The sequence below is a fragment of the Sphingobacterium sp. N143 genome (genome assembly GCF_030325625.1).
Classification (GTDB): Bacteria; Bacteroidota; Bacteroidia; order Sphingobacteriales; family Sphingobacteriaceae; genus Sphingobacterium.
On the sequence record NZ_JACAIS010000010.1, the window covers coordinates 187,891 to 208,623 of the forward strand.

Below are 20,733 nucleotides of genomic sequence, written 5' to 3' on the forward strand. Positions count from 1 at the left end.
AGATAGTCCATCGGATAACAAATAAATAATAAATCGGTATTGTAACATGAATAATTTAAGAAGAGAACGATTCTGCGGGCTTATAGCCATTACATTGTTTACGATGTGTTTGGCGGCACATGTGCAGGCACAGGAAAAAGAAGCGACAATTAATGCCCCCTATGTGAATAAAATGGAAATGCAAATGGAGTCTGGTATGATTCCAGAGAAAGCGGAAGATATTAGCCCACTGCTTTATGGTGAAAAAATCCCAATGGCGGTATTATCTGATGCTTCCGGCAATAGTTTTAACCTGAAAAAAGCTATTGCCGAAAAACCCACTATTTTAGTGTTTTATCGTGGCGGCTGGTGCCCTTATTGTACCAGTCAACTGTCAGGTTTACAGGAAGCTTTTCCGAAGCTCGAAGAGTTGGGCTATCAATTAATTGCGGTGAGCACTGATTCTCCCAATGGATTAATGCAGTCGGCAGCAAAAGAAAAATTGAGCTATACATTGCTGTCGGATGCAGATCTTACCTTCTCCAAGCAAATGGGGATCGCTTTCAAAGCACCTAAAAGTTATTGGGAGATGCTGTCAAACACATCGGGCGGAAAGGATGTTGATCTTTTACTACCAGTACCATCTGTATTTATATTGGATCAAATGGGCCTAATACGCTTCGAGTATATAAATCCTGATTTTAAACAACGATTGGAACCTGATCTCCTAATAACTGTAGCGACAAGTATTAAGAACGCGGGTTAGGCCATTCGGACAATAGATAGAATTGGATGGATCATTGGAATGGATTGCTGGGTGCTGCTTTTGGAAAACAATTTCTAGTATAGAGAACAGGCATTTGTCAGAAAATACTTAAATTTAACATGGCTGTAAGAGGTTAAAAAAATGATTAAGGAGTATAACGATAGGGCAACAGCAGCACGGTTCGTGATGCATAATGACAATAAATTGCTTTCCGGAAAAGGACTTCGCCATCCAGGTTCCCCACCCATTAATACCTTTGTCTACAATAAGGGTGGAGAACAGACAGTGCTGATCGATGAGATCACCTATACCATGCCAGCCAAATGCATTCTCCCTTTAGTCTCCAATCAGCATTTTATATTTGAACATCCTGATACGCTAACTGCGTGGCAATTTAATCGGGAATTCTATTGTATCGTTGACCATGATGTCGAAGTAGGCTGTGTGGGATTTCTATTCTATGGTATTAGACATCCCATGTTCATCACGTTAAATGAAGCCGCCGAAGAAGAAATGAACCATCTGGAGGCTGTATTTTCCAATGAACTTAAAGTGAATGACAATTTTCAGGGAGAAATGTTGCGCACACTGCTTAAAAGAGTAATTATCAATACGACAAGGATTGCAAAGCTCCAGAGTGAAAGCTATCAGCAATTCACGGATGAAAAAATGGATATCATCAGAAAATTTGCATTATTGCTGGAATGTAATTTTAAGCAGGAGCACGAAGTCAAGTTTTACGCTGCGGCGCTCAACAAGTCACCGAAAACATTGAGTAATGTCTTTGCCTTGTTAAGGCAGCCAGCACCTTCGATCCTGATTCGCAACAGAATTATGCTTGAAGCTAAACGTTATTTCCATTACACCGAAAAATCAGCAAAAGAAGTCGCATACGAACTTGGTTTTGAGAGTCCAGCACATTTTAGCCGATTTTTTAAAACCTATTCAGGAACGAATATTTCTGATTTTAAAAATCGCTAGCCAGCGCTATTCAGGCAACTGCATGAAACTTGCGCCAATAACTTTTAATGTACCGCCTACATGTTTCCAGACCCTAAAATACCTGAATCTTCCTTCTAAAGGTGCCCCCATTACTTTTCCCTTCGCAGTCATCGTTACGATGGAAAGCGCTGTATCTTCGAATATACTAATATCATCAATTTCCGTTGAGGCGTCTTCGATAACCATTGTTTTCGATCGATGCGTATCCAAGTCCATTTCTTTCGTTAACATTTGTCCTGTAGGCCCAACTGCAATGAGATTATCATCCAATAATTGGTCAAGGGCATCCACATTGCTTGCTAATTGGGCCAAGAAAAGCTCGTTCTCCGCTTTAGCAACGGTTTCTTTAGTTATTTTGTGCATATTGGATTTTATAAGTATAAGATGAACTTTATATAATAAATCATCTGTGCTGTACAAAGAGGCAAAGCTCTTTATTCATGGATTTCGAACCGTCCTGTTCCTTGTTGAATATTTATTTTATAGACAATCAGATTGTCATGCAGTTCCGGAGGAATACCATGGGAAGGATCTCTTCCAGCGTCATTCGTATTTGGCATAATTCGCAAAATCAATCCTTGCATGACCTGTTGACGTTCTTGGCCTTTCAATTCTTCAAAAGTCCCCCAAAGGATCACGCTTTTCCATTTAAACATGCTTTCAATTTCATCGACTTGGAAGCACACACGAGGATTGCCACGGAGCATTTCTAATTTTTTTCCCTCGCCGGAATGAGCATATATCGCATTATTCTGATAAACATAATTAATAGGAACAATATAGGTTTCACCCTCTAGATGACAGCCTAAACGACCAATAAACTGTCTTTTCAATAAATCATCTATTTCCTTTTTATTTAAATCTCCAAGCATTGTATGAAGTGTTTGGCCTTACTAATTTACTAAAATACGGTAACTTATCAAATAGTTCATTCTCTATCTCCACTGGTTCTTCCACCGTATTTGCTGTCTTTGAAATTCTATTTACTGAGTCGTTGGATCCAACATTCATTTTCTTACCTAAGCCCTATCATTAGAGTTTTGTGTAGTTCTTAGTAAAGAAAAATATCTTTTCATCCTTAAAACGAAAACGGTGATTAAACATTGATTTCACCTGAAAGATCAGGTTCATCTTCATTATCCTTTTTTTCCTGTTCAGTTTGTGCTTCTTCAGTATTGTGAGTACGGTCATCTTTAATGCCCGAAAGATCAGTATTCGGATCTTTATTATTCGGATCAGTATCTTCTATACGATCCTCTTCATCGGCAGATGGGGTGTCTTCTCGCTGTTTTATGAGATCTGGATCAGGTTCACGGGGGGCAGGGTTCGGGATATCCATCATCATAAGAAAAATAAACATCTCCTGGTATCCATTCTTTTTGCTTTTTAATCTGTTCATATTATTCAAATTTAAATAGAGAACATTTGACCAGCCTGTAAGGTTCACCGGAATTTTAATTTCAAAATTTATTTATGGGCAGGCTCCACTATATCCTCCTGTTTTAGGCTCTGTACAAGCTATTGCGTTTATCTGTTGGAGCTGGGACTGTAAGTCAGTTTATTTTTTTAGTTTCTTTACCTGTATGGCTATAAATTGAGGTAAATAATTAGGGGTACAATTTTTAGGAACGATTTCATCTTTATACAGTCCAGTACGTTCTCCAAACGCAATACATCTCGAACGATATTTTTCTTCAAAAATTCCAATCTGGGCCATCGTAAAATTCATTGCCCATTGTACTTCTGGTACTTCCTGTTCAATACGAGATTCAATTTTAGCAATTAATTCCTCACTGTTTGGTGGTGGTATTTGACCAACCCATCGTAAACGAGCCTGATAATACCAGAAAGTTCGTCTCAGCAGGGAAGACCGACTGTTTTCCCATGTCTCCATGAATGAAATTGTCTTTTTGTCTTTGGAAAGCTGGTTTGCCATTAACCAGTCTGTCAATTGAAGCTGTTCAGCTGGTCGATGCTGCCTGATATCTCTATCCAAAGTGTCAATAAATGATTGCGAAAGCTGTTTCTTGTCCATAATCAAAATGGCTAACTGCCGGGGCAAGAATTGTCCAGTTGACCAAAGTTCCAGTGCCAGTGCATGGTCTTTTTTAATCACAGCTGCGACCTTTCTAAGGTCTCCCAGTCTGGTATCAGCAGTAATTTTGGCTAAGATGTCTTCTGCTTGTAGGGAAAAGTTCATAACCATCATTTGTTTTTAACGATAAATGTAAAATAAATATTTTTTTAATAAAAATGGAAAGAATATCCCTATGATCTTATCGGTTCAATAGCCTGGCAATTATAGTTACCAGAATATAGACCTGCTAGACAACCGTGTCATGCTCTTAATCCAGTCCGGGCCCTTAAAAACGACAGCATTATTAGGTTTGGTGAGGCACATTAGATTTGCTTTTCAGCCGAATGCACCATAGGTGATCAGACATGATCACCTATGGATTATCTAAACAGGTTAGCCTGATCGGTATGCGATACGAACTCCTTTCCCCTGAACGGATCTTGGTACCGTCAATGAGGTCTTTTATGGATTCAGTTTATAGCAAGGTGCTGCCAATTAGTATAAGGCTTATCAATATAAGCCCCCAGTACACATACTTAAAGAACGTACCATCTTTTAATTGGTGGTTTAAGTACCTGCCTAAAAAGACGGCAGGGATGGCAGTTGCCAATGCAATGAAAAAATAGCTGTTGACCTCTGTTGTAATAAGGCCCTTTGCATAATATCCGATGACGCTCACCAAGCTAACAGGTAAAAAATAGGCTTGAAGCGTTGCCCGGAAGTGCTTGGCACTCCATTGCCTTAAATTACCGTAGACCACTAAAGGAGGGCCATTCACGCCGTATGCGCCACCAAATATTCCAGATAAAAAACCGCAGACAAATAACCAAAATTTGCTGTCTTCTCTCAGGTATCTGTTGTTGGTAAAATATAACGAATATAGGGAGTACAGGATGATTAGTACCCCAAGGGCAGTCTTTACGAAGGTCTCATTTCCGTACATTAAGATGATAAGGCCTATAGGTACCCCTAGTACGGCATAGAAAATCAACCATTTGGCGCTGTTGAAATAGATTTTTTTATGATCCTGTATCACAATGACAAGTGCAATGACCACAGAGAGCATAACAGATAAAGGCACAGCAACATCGACGGGCAAGAAAAACAGGAAGAGCGGAACAGCAATTAACGATTCGCCAAAACCCAATGTTGAACGTACTAAGGAAGCAATAAAACTGATGATAAGAATAAATAAAATTGTCAATGCAGAAGAACTTTTGATTATTTTTTTGAGAACCTAAATTTACAATAATAAGGCCGTTATTGCAAACCTTTTCCTGTCAAATTGAGGGTTTCAATACGCTATACTTTGCGATGTTTTTCGTGAAGTATTTCGATCAAACAGCCTGATCCGGACCGGTACCATTAAACTATAATTTCTCCTACAAAGTTAGCCGCATATAATATAAGAAACCATTGTTGCCAGCGAGCATATTTATCTTTATGGATTCATTTTTACCAGTTCGACACGTCTATTTTTAGCTTTGTTATCCTCCGAATCATTGGCTACAAGTGGTTTTTCTGCACCATAGCCCACTGCTTTTAGACGTGAGGTATTGATCCCGGCTTTGATCAGTTCATCCATGACCGTTGCGGCACGACTTTCTGAAAGCTTTTGGTTATGTGTCGCATTACCGGTATCGTCGGTATGCCCCTCGATGCTGATCTTTAGATTACTGTCTTTTTGTAGCACCTTTATGATTTCTGCCACAGCATCTTTTCCGTCAGGTTTGAGAGAGGCTTTGTCCACATCAAAATTGATGTAGAGCACAGCTTTTCCTTTTTCGTCCAGCTCTTTCTGTATCTGGTCAGACTTTAACATCGTGATGGTCTGCTTGAACGCCTCTTTTTGTAGGATGTTGAGATAACCTCCTGCCGTATTGCCCGTTAGCTGGATGTAAATATCTGCACCATCGGCCCGATGTATGGCATATACTTTTATCTTCTGTCCCGTATAGCCGATAGAGCCCTCTTCACCTAAATAGGTAGCCTCTTTGTGATAACGGTCATATTCTTCCTGGCTGATTTCCCCATCAAAGATTTTTACCCCGCCCACAGCTTTGATGGCTTCATCATAGCTTTTTTCGAAAAAAGGAAGCGACCAGTCGTCATAATTGCCTGATGTAACCGTCACATTTGTTTTCCATACTTTACCTTCTATCGCGGTCATCTTGCCATCAATAGGGAAGTAAATCCGGTCAAACTTTCGCTGAATGGGTTTGTTCTGTTCCTCCAATCCTTCGGGAAAGCTAAAGAAGGGGAAGGGGCCAAGCTCCTGCTCCGATACCGGGATACTGCTGATATCAAATCCTTTTTCTGCAGCTGGCACTTCGGTCTGTGGCTGTGCGCTTGTTTCAGTACTGTCTGTCTGTGTGCCGGTTTCTGTTTTGTTCTTATTATTACCGTTATTGCAGGCCGTAAACAGCATAGATAACAAAATCGAACACAGGGCCAATGGTTTTAATGATGAGTTCATACGTTTTAAATTTAATAATTGCATTAACGCATTAGTCATGATGGAAACAAGATGCGCTGCTATCAAATTTAATCCCAATTTTTGTGATACACAAGTCCAAATTAGTTCATCTTTCCATCCTTTAATACATATAGCAAATATATGCCGTCCAATGACAATGTACAATCCTCGAAAACAAGGATTTTTTTATAACCTTTTTAAACTGTATCCGGATGTGCATGCAACTTTGCAAAAGATTTGAATAGGGTGTAGACCATTGTATTTCTTACCAAATGGTAATTGTGGAGTGCCTCCGTCTGCTGAACTTTAGAAAAAAAAGTTATGGAAACAAAGAAAGTATTATTGACTGGTATTACCGGTTTTTTAGGCGCACATACTGCGATTCAGTTATTGAACAAAGGTTATGAAGTGATCGGCACCTTGCGTAATCAAGATAAGATCCCAGCTATTAGCGATGTGATCAGGCAGCATACAGATCATCTGGCAAAATTAAGTTTTGCTGTGGCCGATCTAAACGATGGCAACATCTGGGCGGAGCTTGCTCAAGATGTTGATTATATTCAGCATGTGGCATCACCTTTTCCGGCTACACTACCCAAAAAAGAAGATGAACTGATACTTCCGGCCAAAAATGGCACATTGAGCATTTTAAAAGCAGCCACAGATAATGCTGTCAAGCGAGTGGTGATGACTTCTTCACTCGCCGCAGTGGCCTATGGACAGTCCGTGCAAAATCCGAGTAAAGTTTTCACTGAAAACGACTGGACCGATAGTAACAGCAAAGATGATCTGACCCCATATTATAAAAGTAAGACCATTGCAGAAAAAGCAGCCTGGGATTTTATGGCAAATAATCCTAGCTCCTTAGAATTGGTTACTGTCTGCCCGGGAGCTATTCTGGGGCCAGTGCTCGAAAAAGATTATGGCACTTCGGCTGAGATCGTTGCCGCTTTGTTAAAAGGGAGCTCTCCCGCCTTACCCAAGATTGGTTTCGATATTGTCGATGTCCGTTCTGTGGCAGATCTGCTTATCCGGGCGATGGAAAACCCAAAAGCTGCAGGAAATAGGTATATTGCTGGGGCGGGATATTTAAGGTTCAAGGATGTCGCCCTTATTCTTCAGGAGTATTTTCCCGAACGGAAAATTCCTACGGCAGAATTTCCTAACTTTATAACCAAGATGATCGCACAGTTTCAGCCAGAGCTAAAACCAATTTTATTGGAGATGGTCCGAAGGAACACAGATCTAACTAAAGCGACCAAGGAGTTGGGATGGCAACCCATTGGCGTTAGGGAAGCTGTCGTCGCCTGTGCCAAGAGTCTTTTGGATCTACAAATTGTAAAATAATGGAAAAGCTCAAGTCTGCACTTTCCTTTGGAGGCATCCTTTCGGCAAGCGATATTGATATCCTTGCCGCAGGCTTTAAATTACGTCATGTTAAGGGTGGAACCTATATCGAGGATCTCTACGAGGTTGCCGCTGAGATCATCTTTGTAGATACTGGTGTCGTTCGATTGCTGGGGGTAGATGCTGTAGGCAACGATGTCACCAAGCACTTTGTGAAAGAACATCAGTTTTTTGCCAATCTTGAAAGTTATTATACCAAGCAACCGGCCACAGAGGCTCTTCAGGCTGTTATGCCCTGCAAGATCTATACGATTGCGTTTTCTACTTTTGAACGGTATTATCAGACTATACCGAATCTATATATTTACTTTAAAACCCTGAGCGAGGCTGCGCTATTGCAAAAGCTCAAAGACAATGATTTTTTAAACTATGGAGATGCAAAGACCAAATACCTGGAACTTTTGAGACGTTACCCACAGATCGTTCAGCAGGTTCCACAACAGTATATTGCTTCTTATCTAAAGATCACACCCCAATCCCTGAGTAGGATAAGAAAAGAACTGACTTAAAAGGAGCATTCATATCGTTGTGTCGACTTCAACAGTATTATCCTTTTCGGTAAATTACCGGGGTAAAAAGAAGATTTCTGACGAGCACTATTAATACGATCTTTAACAAGATAAACAGATGAAGAAAGACAAACAAGGATATACTAGTTATAGATTGACTGTTTCGGCCGAGTTTTCGGAAGTATTCTCTCATTTTTATTTTGCCGGGAACAGTTCATCGCAGCCACAGACCAACACATTGATCCCATCTTTTCAAACGGTTATGGTATTTAATTTTGGTGCCAAGGCAGTCCTGAACTCAAGGCAAGGAAGAGAAGTTGAAATGGATAAATGTATTGTGCTAGGGCCTATTAAATCTGCGTTTCAATATACACTACCCCCTGGATCACAGATTTTAGTCGCTAATTTTAAGGCCGATGCATTTTACCGTTTTTTTGGAAGCGCATATCTTTCAGACAAAGAACCGATCAATCCGGATGCTGCAATGGATGAAAATTGCTTTACGCATTTATGGAGTCAATTAAATACCATTCCATCGGTTTCAGCTAAAGTGAATTGTATACTCGATTTTTGTAAGCCCTATTTACAGGCACAGCATACAATTTCTGCACTATTGACAACGTTTGAATCAGATTCAGAAAGCATTATTAAGTCCATCGCCCAAACAACAGGACAAAGTGAGCGGAATATCCAGCTGCTGCACAAAAAATACTTTGGCTATACAGCGAAAGAAATGAATAGGTACCGACGTTTTCTAAAAGCGATCCAACTCATTCAAGAGTTTGTCATGTCAAAAAATAAAGTTGATTGGTCTGATGTCATTGGCATATGTGGGTATTATGATCAAAGTCAGCTTATTCATGATTTCAAGCATTTCATTCACCTTTCCCCTAAAAGTTACCTGAAATTTCAACAGGACATCTGTCAGTCTTCAGCTGAATAACATTTCGTTTTCTTACAATTTTCTCTTCCCTGGTCATACTACTTTTGTATTGTTCATTAAAATAAAAACAAGAAGTATGAAACATCTTATCGTTTATGCACATCCTAATCAGGAAAGTTTGAATAATCTATTTAAGCACACGGTTGAAAAGATTCTTCAACAACAGAATCATGAAGTCATTGTAAGGGACCTATATCAACTGAATTTTGATCCCGTATTCTCCTACGAGGATATCAGCGGGCAACGAAAAGGGATTGTAGCCGATGATATCACAAAAGAACAAGAATTTATTTCATGGGCAGATACGATTACCTTTATTTACCCCATTTGGTGGACAGGCATGCCTGCAATAATGAAAGGATATATTGACAGGGTGTTCAGTTATGGTTTTGCTTACCGCTATGATCAAGGGGGTCAGAAAGGATTATTGACTGGCAAGTCCACTTATATTATTAATTCCCATGGTAAGTCAAAATCAGAATATGCTGCTATAGGGATGGATCAGGCCCTTAAACTGACTTCAGATAGGGGAATATATACTTATTGCGGGTTAGATATTAAAAGACATTTCTTCTTTGACCGTGCCGATCGTGTCAGTCTGGAGGATGTAGAGTATTGGTTGTCCGAAATCAGCAACGCTTATCTACAATCCTAATCGCGAGGGTTTTCAATTGCAGCTAGTGTATGCACTCTATCATTCACAGCTAGCCCCATTATTGGATCGGAAAAAAACGGTAAGATCATATGTTGGTATGTCTCTGATGTAATATTCTAGGTGCGTTTAGCGTAAAAGTTGATTAATCCATCTCAATTTTCCTTATAGCAGTGTCGCTGGATATACTCGGTCGGGCTTAGACCATACACTTTCTTGAAGAGGGTGGTGAAATGCGTCTGATTGGTAAAACCGAGTGCATAGGCGACTTGCGAGATATTCATCTTCTTCTCAAGCAACAGTTTTTCGGCCTGTTGCAGCCTGATATTGCGGATAAACTCGCCGGTGGAGATGCCCGTCAGCGATTTCACCTTTCGGTGAAGCTGTACACGGCTCAGCCCGACTTCGTCGGCCAAAAATTGCACATTGAACTCCGGATTCTCCAGATATTGGTTGACGGTTTTGAGGATACGTTCCATCAGCTGCTCATCACTGGATTTGAAGCTTATTGTTTTTACTCGACCCTCTTGCTGTTGCGCCCCCGAAAATTTACCCTTTACTTTCATACGGTTTTTGATCAGGTTCCCCACTATCAAATGGAGCTCGTCGACCATAAAGGGCTTCGTTAGGTAGGCATCTGCTCCAAGACCAATGCCCTCCATGCGGTCTTCGGGGTTGATCTTGGCCGTCAGTAGGATGACCGGAATATGATTGGTCGTACTGTTACCTTTGATCTTCCTGACCAGTGTATAGCCATCCATGGTTGGCATGGCCACGTCGGAGATAATCAGGTCTGGCAGTTCTGCCAGGGCAAGCTGAAATCCTTCGTTACCGTTCTCGGCAACCAGAATCCGATAAGCTGTTGCCAGCTCCTGACACAGAAACTGTAAGATGTCCCTATCGTCGTCGATTACAAGGATTTTGTAACCGGTCTTATGGTAACCTGTCTTGGACGGGAGCTGCTCAATGGTAGCAGTTTTTTCCTGTTGTTGTGGTATAGATGGACTTATCGGGTGCGATGTCACGATGTCTTCCTTGCGCAGGTGCATGTTGCCCAGTGGAAGACTGATCACAAAGCGGCTGCCACTATGGTCCTTTCTGTTTTCGGCATGTACCTGCCCGCCATGGAGCTCGACAAGGACTTTGGTTAGATGTAGGCCGATGCCGGAGCCCTGACCCGGGTAAGCCTTTCCGGCAGTGGACTGGTAGTATCGCTTAAACACACGGCGGATATCGTTCTCAGCAATTCCTGAGCCGGTATCGCTGATGACAAGCTGTAGGATTTCGCGCCCTTTTTTCCCCTGTTGGACAGCGAGCGAAATGGCGATCTGCCCTCCGTCAGGCGTAAATTTAAAGGCATTGGACACAATATTGTGGATAATCTTTTCAAAGTTACCCGTATCTATCCACAAGGGGATATCGTCGACTGCACTGTGCACCGCCAGCTGAATCCGACGAGCTGCAGCCTGATCCTCAAATGCCCTGATCACCTGTTGTACATAATGTACTGCATTGACAGGGGCAAACTTGAGGTCGAGGTGCCCGCTTTCCAATTTGCGGACATCGAGCAGTTGATTGACTAGGTTGAGGATGCGCTGTGCATTACGGTTCATATTGTGAAGGGTAGATTTGCTCTGCGGGTCTGACGCATTCTTGATCAGTTTGTCGATCGGACTCATTACTAGGGTTAGGGGTGAACGGATCTCATGTGAGATATCAGTAAAGAGCTGTAACCGAAAGGCATGCAACCGCTCGAGTCTCCGCTCATGGAGGTATTTGCTGACGAGGAATATGAACCCGACGATCAGCAGAAAGTACACAAAATAAGCCATGCCGCTCAGGTACCAGGGCGGCAGGATATGCAGCAGCACTGTGCGGCTCGGAGAATAGGCCCCAAATTTACAGGCCCGTATTTCGAGTTCATGGTCACCCGAAGATAGGTTGTTGTAGGTGATCAGATTGACACCTGGCAATGTGGCATTCCAGCTTTTGTTGATCCCCTTGATGCGGTACTCATAATGGACGTTTTCGGGACTGTTGAAGTCCATGGTAGACAGCTCAAAGGTAAAGCTATCGTCATTGCTATGGAAAAAGAATTCGCTGGCCGCCATGAGATCATCACGGTAGATGACACTGCCACTGGGGGACATACCAGGCTTTATAGGCTGATTTTTGACATACAGATTGGTGATCAGAACGGGGTAAGAGTAGGTCTGCAACTGTATTTTTTCTGGAGAGAAAGCCGTAATACCCTGTTTGCCCCCGTAATAGATTTTACCGGAGCCATTCGCGTAGTATGCGCCCCGGTTGTAGGATCTGTCGACCAGACCGTCCCCTGTATAGTAACTGACGACTTTGCCAGTTGCGGGGTTGAGGCAATTGATCCCCTTGAAGGTACTACACCAGATATGCCCCCTGCGGTCCCAGCCCAGGCCTGATATTACATTGCTGGAAAGGCCGTTGTTGGTAGTATAACTGCTCGTCGAGCCTGTTTTTTTGTTGATCTGATAGAGTCCATTGTACGTGCCTGCCCAGATATTACCTACCTGGTCCTCCAGAAGGGAAAGTGTGATCTGTTCGGATAGCCTGGCATCGGTATATGGTTGGGTAAAGCTGTTATTGGCCGGATTATAGCAGCTGACACCTTTATGATGGCCCAGCCAGACCAGGCCATCCTCATCGCATAGTATCGTATAGATCCAGTCGTTGGCTAAGCTGCCGGCACTGGAATTGGTTGTATTCATACTGAAGCTGCGCGTTACCCCGGTCTGTCTATCGTACTCGACAAATCCAGCACCAAAGGTCGCGATATAGATTTTATTGTTTTTGCCTAGGGCAAAGGTCTGGACCTGCTTGTTGCTGCAGATATTCAGGTAGTTGGCCTGACCACTACGGGGATCAATTTGTCCCAGGCCTTTGCTGTATGTGCTGAACCAGATTGTACCATCAGCCCCAGTCTCCAGCTTGGTGACATCTTGTATTGAAAGGATCTTATGGTGGGCGTCCCCATGCGGGGCGGCCTTAAAGATACCCTCGTAGTCTATGGCATACCAGATGTTGCCCTTATCATCCCCAGTGATGGCACTGATGTTTTTTTTGTCCGATTCTTCGAGATCCAGAATACGCCAGAATTCAAACTGCCGGCTCTGAACAGGGATAAAGACCAGCCCCCGCTGAAACCAGCCGAGCCAGAGGTTATTTTCCCGATCCTGCAGAAAGGTGCGAATACGCCCATGTCGGTAGTTGTTGTCCAGATTGGGAAGTTCGGCCCGCACAGCCGTCAGTGGTGTACGCGCAAGGTCCAGGTACCAGAGACCGTCGCCTTCCGTACTGATCAGCAGATGATCTTTTTTGGTTTTGGACAGCTGAACCTCACTGACGGTAGACTGACTTTTTTCATTGAAAGTTACCGGTTCAAAATTGTTTTTCGCGGCATCATAACGGCAAATTTTGGATGGCGATGCAAACAGGATTCTGCCATCGACCTGCTGGACGATGTCGTAGTTGCCGCCCTTGGGCTCGGGCAGCAGGTCGGAAACAATGTGTTTCACTTGCCGTTGGTCGGCCGAAATCCGGGATACACCCACACGGTCCACGGCCACCCAAACTGTATAGTTTCGGTCTTCAAAGATGCTGCGGACAAACATTCCCCCTACCATTGAATTGAGATGGGGCAAGGATAGAGCCTGTTTGCGATTTGGCTCAATGGCAAAAATTCCCCAGCCTGAGGTGGCTACCCAAATACTGCCGTCTTTTTTATGGATGATATCTGTGATATGTGGAGCGATCTGATTTGGGAAATGGATACGCACAAACTGGTCGCTGTTTTCATCATAATACTGCAGACCATTGTTGCAGCCTACCCAGAGCCTTTTGTCACGATCCAGATAGAGGATAATGATATTGTTGCTGGATATCGAGGTGCTGTCCTGCACATCATGGATATATTGTACAAAACGGGTGCCGTCGAATTTGTTGAGTCCATATTCGGTGGCAGTCCATATATAACCATGCTTATCCTGACAGATGCTATTGGTGAGATTGGAAGAAAGTTCGCCAAAACCATAATCTCTATTGTCATAAATACGCGTGGCTTGTCCATGTGTATAGAGTACAAAAGCAAATACTAAAATGATTGTCGAAAAAAAATCCCTCCTCATTGGTTTATTGGTTTATGCTGTTCAAGATACATATTATTGCGCGACTCAAAAAGGAAAAAATTGGCTGTGATCTTATAAACGCCGTTTTTGACGAATATGAAACAAATAGAAATAAATATGAAACATCGTCGTGCTGTTTTGCAACAAAGGCCAAAAGGAATGTAACGGACACGAATGCCCGTGCAGTGAAAGAGTCCTAATTTTAAATTTCCAGAATGAGATCATGCACTGCATCTCGTGGTCCGTCTTATTAGTGGGCAACGGTATGCGCTGGACTCGGGAACAGGGAAATACCAATTGTAAATAAGATCATCATGTTATTGAATAAAATTGATTTGTCCTTTATCAGGATGGGTACCGACTTTTTGACGGGGCGCCGTTACGGCAGTTACCTATTACTAGTGCTGCTTGTATACTGCTTTGCCGGTTCCGCTAGGGCTATAACGCTCGCCCGTCCGGATACGGCAGCTGCTGCCTTTGTGGTCGGGGAGGCCAGGCCAGGGTATCTGCCCTTGGTCACGAATGCGGTCCCATTGCCCATGCTCATCGATCCGCAGGACCATAAGGGGGTATTGCGGGCTTTTGATCAGCTGAAAAAAGACTTTGTGCGTGTCACGGGCCATAATCCAGGCCAGCAGCAACAGAGCCGCTCCAAAATAATTATCGGTACCTATGGCAAATCGGCACTGATCGACAGCCTTGTCCGTAAAGGTCTTCTGGACAGTAAAGAGCTGGCCGGAAAGCGGGAAAAGTTTGTCATGACGGTGGTCAGGCAGCCCCTGGACGGGCTTGAATCGGCCCTGGTCATCGCCGGCAGCGACAAGCGCGGCACCATTTACGGCATTTACGAACTGTCGGCCCAGATCGGCGTGTCGCCCTGGTATTACTGGGCGGATGTGCCAGTCCGCAAAGCGGCACAGCTGTATGTCAAGCCTGGCCTTTATACACAGGGAGAGCCCAAGGTCAGGTACCGCGGTATTTTCCTCAACGATGAGGCGCCGGCGCTGAGTGGTTGGTCCAAAGCGACGTTTGGTGGGTTTAATGCGGATTTCTATGAAAAGGTGTTCGAACTGCTGCTACGGCTCAAGGCCAACTACCTCTGGCCGGCCATGTGGGGGAGTGCCTTTTACGATGATGATCCCCGCAATGGGCCGCTGGCGGATGAAATGGGCATCGTCATGGGAACCTCGCATCACGAACCGATGGCAAGGGCGCAGGCCGAATGGAAACGCCATGGAAATGGAGGCAGCTGGGATTATACCAAGAATAAAGCGGGACTGCAGGAGTTCTGGCGCGGTGGGATGCAGCGCGCGCGGGGCTGGGAGTCCATCATTACCATCGCCATGCGGGGAGATGGTGATGAGCCCATGAGCGAAGAGCAGAATGTGGGGCTGCTCGAGCAGATCGTCAGGGACCAGCGCCGCCTGATCGCCAAGGCAACGGGCCGGTCTGCTGCCGAAACACCGCAACTATGGGCCCTCTACAAAGAAGTGCAGGACTATTATGATAAGGGAATGCGCGTACCGGACGATGTGACGCTGCTGCTCTGTGATGACAACTGGGGCAATGTGCGTAAGCTGCCAGAGCTGAATGCTAAACCCCGCAAGGGCGGCTATGGTATGTACTACCACTTTGACTATGTGGGGGGACCCCGTAATTCCAAATGGATCAATGTATCCCAGATACAGCGTGTCTGGGAACAGATGAACCTGACCTACCACTATGGCGTGGATCGCATCTGGATCGTCAATGTCGGGGATCTCAAGCCAATGGAATTTCCGATCTCGTTTTTTTTGGACATGGCCTGGGACCCGGACAGGTTTAACGCCGGCAACCTCATGGCCTACACCCACTACTGGTGCCGACAGCAGTTTGGCGAAGCTTATGCCGCCGAGACTGCTGGCCTGATCAACCGCTATACCAAATACAACCATCGGGTCACTCCTGAACTGCTGAACGATAAAACCTTTAGCCTGTCGCATTACAACGAGTTTGACAGCGTCGTCCATGATTATAAGACCTTGGCGATGGAGGCCTCACGTCTCTATTACCTGCTGCCGGATTCCTTACGGGATGCCTTCGACCAGCTGGTCGCATTCCCAATCAATGCCTGTGCCAACATGTATGAAATGTACCATGCCAAAGCCATGAACGACTATTGCTATGCGCAGAATGACCCTCGGGCAAATGATTGGGCCGATCGGGTAAAGGCTTGTTTCCGAAGAGATTCGCTTTTCACCGACCATTATAACCATAAGATCGCCGGGGGCAAATGGGTACATATGATGGACCAGGTACGCATCGGCTACAGCAAATGGAATGAGCCGTCCAAGGCAGTTATGCCGACCGTCCGGTATCTACCTGATCCAGTTGGAGACTCTGTGTCAAAGGTATTTGTCGAGGCGGATGGCTATATCGCGATGGAGGCAGCCAGTTACGCGGCTGTTCACAGTGCCCCTGGGGTGCAGTGGACGGAGATCCCGGATCTCGGAAAGACGGTGTCGGCAATGACAACCTTGCCGGTAACGGCAAGCCTGGAAGATAACACGGCCTTAGAATATAAGATCCGGGTGAAAAAAAAGTGTGAAGCAAAGATTATCGCATTGCTGTCGCCTACACTCAACTTCAATGGCAACCGGGGGCTGCGCTATGCCATATCGATAGACGGCGGTCCCGAAACGCTGGTCAACTTTAATGGCCACTACAAAGGGGAACTGGACCAGTGGCAGGCACGCCGCATCATTGAAAGTGTTTCGGCTCACAGCCTGCTACCGGGGGAGCATACGCTTAAAATCCGCTTCCTGGACCCGGGTATTGTGCTGCAGCGTGTACTTATAGACCTAGGTGGGCTCAAACCATCGTATTTGGGACCACGGGAGAGTGCCACACTCAGCAGCTATTGAGAGCGAATAACGCTGTTCGACAAGCAGCCATGGGACATACGGGAATATAATGGATAAACGCCATAGGCAGCGCAAATGCCTGAAAAAATGAATGATTATACACATGATTTAATATATGAATGCAAAAACACAAAAGGTTGGTTTCTGGGAAAAGGTAGGTTACAGCATGGGGGACGGCTCAGCCAACCTCGTCTTCCAGATGATGATGATGTTTCAGCTATTCTTTTATACCGATGTCTTTGGCATAAAAGCGACTACAGCTGGATTTATATTGCTTTTTGCAAGGGTGTTCGATGCCTTTGTGGACCCACTGGCGGGCCTTCTTGCCGACCGCACCCATACCCGGTGGGGCAAATACCGCCCTTGGGTACTCTGGACAGCACTGCCTTTTGCGGTATTTTTTGTCCTTTCTTTCACCACACCTGACTTGGAGGAACGTGGAAAAATATGGTATGCGGGCATTACCTATACGCTGCTGATGTCGATCTATTCGTTCAACAATACGCCCTATGCCTCGCTGGGCGGGGTGATGACTAGCGATATCAAGGAGCGTACGAGCATATCGTCGATACGTTTTGTGACGGCGACCATCGCCACTTTCGTGGTCCAGGGTCTTACGCTACCGCTGGTTGCCAAACTTGGTAACGGCGATGCCGCCAGCGGTTGGAAGTATACCATCATCATCTATGCCTCTGTAGCTTTTATGCTGTTGCTGATAGCCTTCTTTTCGGCACGCGAACGCATCACGCCACCTTTGGGCCAGACTAGTTCGATCCGACAGGACTTTCACGACATCTTCTCCTGCCGTCCTTGGAAAGCGATGTTTGCACTGACTTTATTCTTATTCATCACATTGGCATTATGGGGAAGCAGCATGTCTTATTTTTTCAACTATTATGTGGACAAGGAAGCACTGTTTGCATTTATGGGCCAGTTTGGTCTGGCTCAAGATGGTGCAGCCACAACGGGTCTGGGACACCGCATGCTGGACGCTTTCGGGCTGATTGTCTATAGCCCTGAGCAGGTTTTTGCGGTGGGATTTAGCTTCTTCAATATGGTAGGCCAGCTGATCACCTTACTCGGCGTGATCTTTTTGTCCCAATGGCTTTCCGGAATTTTTGGCAAGCGCAATGTGTTTATCGTCTGCCTGGCATTGACCGCCGTTTTTACGGCTATGCTCTTTCTGGTGCCTGCGGATGCTATCGGCAGCCTGTTTGTGATCAATATCCTGAAAAGCTTGGCCTATGCACCGACCATACCGCTGCTCTGGGCGATGATGGGGGACGTGGCGGATTTCTCGGAGTGGAAAAACCACCGCCGGGCAACGGGATTCGTGTTTGCCGGAATTGTCTTTGCGTTAAAAGCCGGACTGGGTATTGGCGGGGCGCTCTGTGGCTCGTTTATCGACGCATTCGGTTTTGTGGCAAACACGGTTCAGAATGAACAGGCGATATTGGGCATCCGGTTGAGTGCCAGCGTGATTCCGGCACTGACCTTTCTGGTCGGTGTGGTGGCCCTGCTGTTTTATCCGATCACTAAGCAGGTTAATGAAGAGTTACAGGCGGAGCTCCACCTGCGGCGCACAGCAGACAGCAAAAGCCCTGAACAATCTTAAAAAATAGCTGGACTATGCGCCCAGACAATCATTTGAAATGAACTGAATTGAATAACAAGGTGGACGTTTCATGAATACACTTGAAAGCGGACACCTGATCAAATAGCTAATTTACGTATGAATACAACAAAAAAGCTGGCGATGCTGATCGCGGGATGTATGCTGCAGTCGGGCCCGGGCCTATTGGCACAGCAGGCCGTGCAGCGCGGAACGCTAAAAGCTACTTTTGCAGACAAGTTTGACATCGGCACAGCGCTCAGTCTCAAACAGATTTATGAGCGGGACAGGAAGGCCAGGCCACTGATCGAAAGTCAGTTTAACGCGCTCACCGCCGAAAATTGCATGAAAGCCATGTACCTGCAGCCCCGTGAGGGCGAGTTTAACTTCAAGGATGCCGACCGCTTTGTGGAATATGGCGAAAAACATGGCATGCGCCTGATCGGTCATACGCTGATCTGGCATTCGCAGGCACCGGCCTGGTTTTTTAAAGGCAAAGACGGCCGGGACGTATCCCGTGAGGTGCTGATCGAACGCATGCGCAAACATATCCATACCGTCGTGTCCCGCTACAAGGGACGGATCAAGGGCTGGGATGTGGTCAACGAGGCTATTCTCGACAACGGCGAATGGCGTAGGAGCAAGTTTTATGACATCATCGGCGAGGACTTTGTGCGCCTGGCCTTCCAGTTTGCCCGCGAGGCAGACCCTCAGGCACAGCTCTATTACAACGATTACTCCATGTTTTTGGAAGGAAAGCGAAAGGGCGTGATCAGCATGGTCCGCCAGCTGCAGCAGCAAGGGGTGAGGATTGATGGCATCGGGATGCAAGGCCATCTAAATATTGACTATCCCAAAGTTTCGGATTTTGAAAATAGCCTTCTGGCATTTGCAGCCCTCGGTGTAAAGGTCATGGTCACCGAAATGGATATTTCGGTGCTGCCCTCACCACGGCAGACCATGGGAGCCGAAGTCAGTACCAATTTCAAGTATGACAAACGACTCAATCCCTATGCAAAGGAGCTACCACAGGATAAGCAACAGCTGCTCGGGCAGCGCTACAAGGACTTCTTTGCGCTGTTTCTCAAACATCGTGATAAAATTGATCGGGTTACCTTATGGGGTGTCACGGACGGCGACTCCTGGAAAAACAACTGGCCGGTACCGGGACGTACGGATTATCCCTTACTGTTTGACCGCAACCATCAGCCTAAGCCTTTTGTCTGGGATATCATCGACATGGCTACTGCAAAAAATAATATGAACTGAAGAGATACAAATATGAAAAAGCAAGCTCGTTACTTATTTCCTAAAGATTATATGGCTGATCCTTCAGCACATATATTTAAGGATAAAATCTATATTTATCCATCCCATGATCGTGAAAGTGGTATTGCCGAAAACGATCAAGGCGATCATTTTGACATGCAGGACTACCATGCCTTTTCGCTGAGTACCATCGATGGGGAACTGACCGACCATGGGCGGATCCTGTCTGTTGACGACATCCCCTGGGGGGGGCGGCAGCTATGGGATTCGGATGTGGCCCATAAGGACGGAATGTATTATTTGTACTTTTCGTTGAAGGACAAGAATGATATTTTCCGCTTGGGAGTAGCTATAAGCGACAGGCCTGAAGGACCTTTTGTCCCTTGTTCGGATCCCATCCGTGGCAGTTATAGCATCGATCCCTGTGCTTTTGAGGATAAGGGACAACACTATCTGTATTTCGGCGGTATTTGGGGGGGGCAGCTCCAGTATTTCCGCGACAACAAACTCTCCATGCCCGGCCACTTGCCGCAGGAGCATCAACCGGCGCTATGTCCCAAAGTTGTGCGGCTGTCGGATGATATGCTGCAGTTTGCTGAGGAGCCCCGGGATCTACTGATCCTCGATGAAAAGGGCCAACCCCTGTTGCATGGGGATAGCGACCGCCGCTTTTTTGAGGCTTCATGGATGCATTGTTATCAGGGCAAATACTACTTTTCTTATTCAACGGGCGACAGCCATCTGCTGTGCTATGCGATCGGTGACAACCCCTACGGGCCATTTACCTATCAGGGGGTCATCCTGACGCCGGTGGTGGGCTGGACCACACACCATAGTATCGTCGAATTTGAGGGTAGATGGTATCTGTTTCACCACGATTCGGTACCCTCGGGTGGGCGGACATGGCTCCGCAGCATGAAAGTGGTGGAGATCGAATACGATACGGATGGTCGTATCCTAACGGTGGAGGGCAGCTAA

17 protein-coding genes are annotated in these 20,733 nt (G+C 45.4%); 10 read left to right on the top strand and 7 right to left on the bottom strand.

All coding sequences use genetic code 11. The features are described 5' to 3' along the window. Positions 1-46: 46 nt before the first annotated feature. On the top strand, positions 47-745 hold the full coding sequence (locus HX021_RS18645) for a peroxiredoxin-like family protein (RefSeq protein ID WP_286592065.1): 699 nt from the start codon (positions 47-49) through the stop codon (positions 743-745). A gap of 141 nt (positions 746-886) precedes the next feature. Next, positions 887-1,726, top strand: a complete 840-nt coding sequence (locus tag HX021_RS18650) for an AraC family transcriptional regulator (protein ID WP_286592066.1) — start codon at positions 887-889, stop codon at positions 1,724-1,726. 6 nt (positions 1,727-1,732) lie between these two features. Here the strand turns inward: HX021_RS18650 and HX021_RS18655 are convergent, their stop codons facing one another. From HX021_RS18655 to HX021_RS18680, 6 genes are all read right to left on the bottom strand, one after another. Beyond that, positions 1,733-2,110: a nuclear transport factor 2 family protein gene (locus HX021_RS18655; RefSeq protein WP_286592067.1), complete on the bottom strand. Its 378-nt coding sequence runs from the start codon at positions 2,108-2,110 to the stop codon at positions 1,733-1,735. A 71-nt stretch (positions 2,111-2,181) separates the two neighbouring features. Beyond that, on the bottom strand, positions 2,182-2,619 hold the full coding sequence (locus tag HX021_RS18660) for a pyridoxamine 5'-phosphate oxidase family protein (RefSeq protein WP_286592068.1): 438 nt from the start codon (positions 2,617-2,619) through the stop codon (positions 2,182-2,184). Between the two features lie 224 nt (positions 2,620-2,843). After that, positions 2,844-3,146 (bottom strand): hypothetical protein, encoded by a 303-nt coding sequence (locus tag HX021_RS18665; protein WP_286592069.1) that lies wholly within the window; start codon positions 3,144-3,146, stop codon positions 2,844-2,846. A gap of 159 nt (positions 3,147-3,305) precedes the next feature. Further along, positions 3,306-3,947 (bottom strand): DNA alkylation repair protein, encoded by a 642-nt coding sequence (locus HX021_RS18670; RefSeq protein WP_286592070.1) that lies wholly within the window; start codon positions 3,945-3,947, stop codon positions 3,306-3,308. A 352-nt stretch (positions 3,948-4,299) separates the two neighbouring features. Then, positions 4,300-5,028: a sulfite exporter TauE/SafE family protein gene (locus HX021_RS18675; RefSeq protein ID WP_286592071.1), complete on the bottom strand. Its 729-nt coding sequence runs from the start codon at positions 5,026-5,028 to the stop codon at positions 4,300-4,302. A gap of 237 nt (positions 5,029-5,265) precedes the next feature. Then, positions 5,266-6,300: an OmpA family protein gene (locus tag HX021_RS18680; protein WP_286592072.1), complete on the bottom strand. Its 1,035-nt coding sequence runs from the start codon at positions 6,298-6,300 to the stop codon at positions 5,266-5,268. 321 nt (positions 6,301-6,621) lie between these two features. Between HX021_RS18680 and HX021_RS18685 the strand changes: the two genes are divergently transcribed. The 4 genes from HX021_RS18685 to HX021_RS18700 all read left to right on the top strand — a co-directional run bounded on the left by HX021_RS18685 (position 6,622) and on the right by HX021_RS18700 (position 9,814). Then, a complete protein-coding gene (locus tag HX021_RS18685; protein ID WP_286592073.1) occupies positions 6,622-7,647 on the top strand; it encodes an SDR family oxidoreductase in 1,026 nt (341 codons plus the stop codon). Next, on the top strand, positions 7,647-8,216 hold the full coding sequence (locus HX021_RS18690) for a Crp/Fnr family transcriptional regulator (protein ID WP_286592074.1): 570 nt from the start codon (positions 7,647-7,649) through the stop codon (positions 8,214-8,216). Before HX021_RS18685 ends, HX021_RS18690 begins: the two co-directional genes overlap by 1 nt. Positions 8,217-8,334: 118 nt before the next feature. Further along, positions 8,335-9,159, top strand: coding sequence for a helix-turn-helix domain-containing protein (locus HX021_RS18695; RefSeq protein WP_286592075.1), 825 nt, complete (start codon positions 8,335-8,337; stop codon positions 9,157-9,159). A gap of 76 nt (positions 9,160-9,235) precedes the next feature. Then, positions 9,236-9,814: an NAD(P)H-dependent oxidoreductase gene (locus tag HX021_RS18700; RefSeq protein WP_286592076.1), complete on the top strand. Its 579-nt coding sequence runs from the start codon at positions 9,236-9,238 to the stop codon at positions 9,812-9,814. A gap of 152 nt (positions 9,815-9,966) precedes the next feature. Here the strand turns inward: HX021_RS18700 and HX021_RS18705 are convergent, their stop codons facing one another. After that, positions 9,967-13,971, bottom strand: coding sequence for a hybrid sensor histidine kinase/response regulator transcription factor (locus HX021_RS18705; protein ID WP_286592077.1), 4,005 nt, complete (start codon positions 13,969-13,971; stop codon positions 9,967-9,969). Between the two features lie 314 nt (positions 13,972-14,285). Between HX021_RS18705 and HX021_RS18710 the strand changes: the two genes are divergently transcribed. The 4 genes from HX021_RS18710 (at position 14,286) to HX021_RS18725 (ending at position 20,733) form a co-directional block, all read left to right on the top strand. Continuing rightward, complete coding sequence (locus tag HX021_RS18710) at positions 14,286-16,874, top strand: glycosyl hydrolase 115 family protein (protein ID WP_286592078.1); 2,589 nt, start codon at positions 14,286-14,288, stop codon at positions 16,872-16,874. Positions 16,875-16,989: 115 nt separating this feature from the next. After that, complete coding sequence (locus tag HX021_RS18715) at positions 16,990-18,489, top strand: MFS transporter (protein ID WP_286592079.1); 1,500 nt, start codon at positions 16,990-16,992, stop codon at positions 18,487-18,489. Between the two features lie 117 nt (positions 18,490-18,606). Then, positions 18,607-19,755, top strand: coding sequence for an endo-1,4-beta-xylanase (locus tag HX021_RS18720; RefSeq protein WP_286592081.1), 1,149 nt, complete (start codon positions 18,607-18,609; stop codon positions 19,753-19,755). 12 nt (positions 19,756-19,767) lie between these two features. After that, positions 19,768-20,733 carry a glycoside hydrolase family 43 protein gene (locus tag HX021_RS18725; RefSeq protein ID WP_286592082.1) on the top strand — a complete coding sequence of 322 codons (966 nt, stop codon included), beginning with the start codon at positions 19,768-19,770 and terminating at the stop codon, positions 20,731-20,733.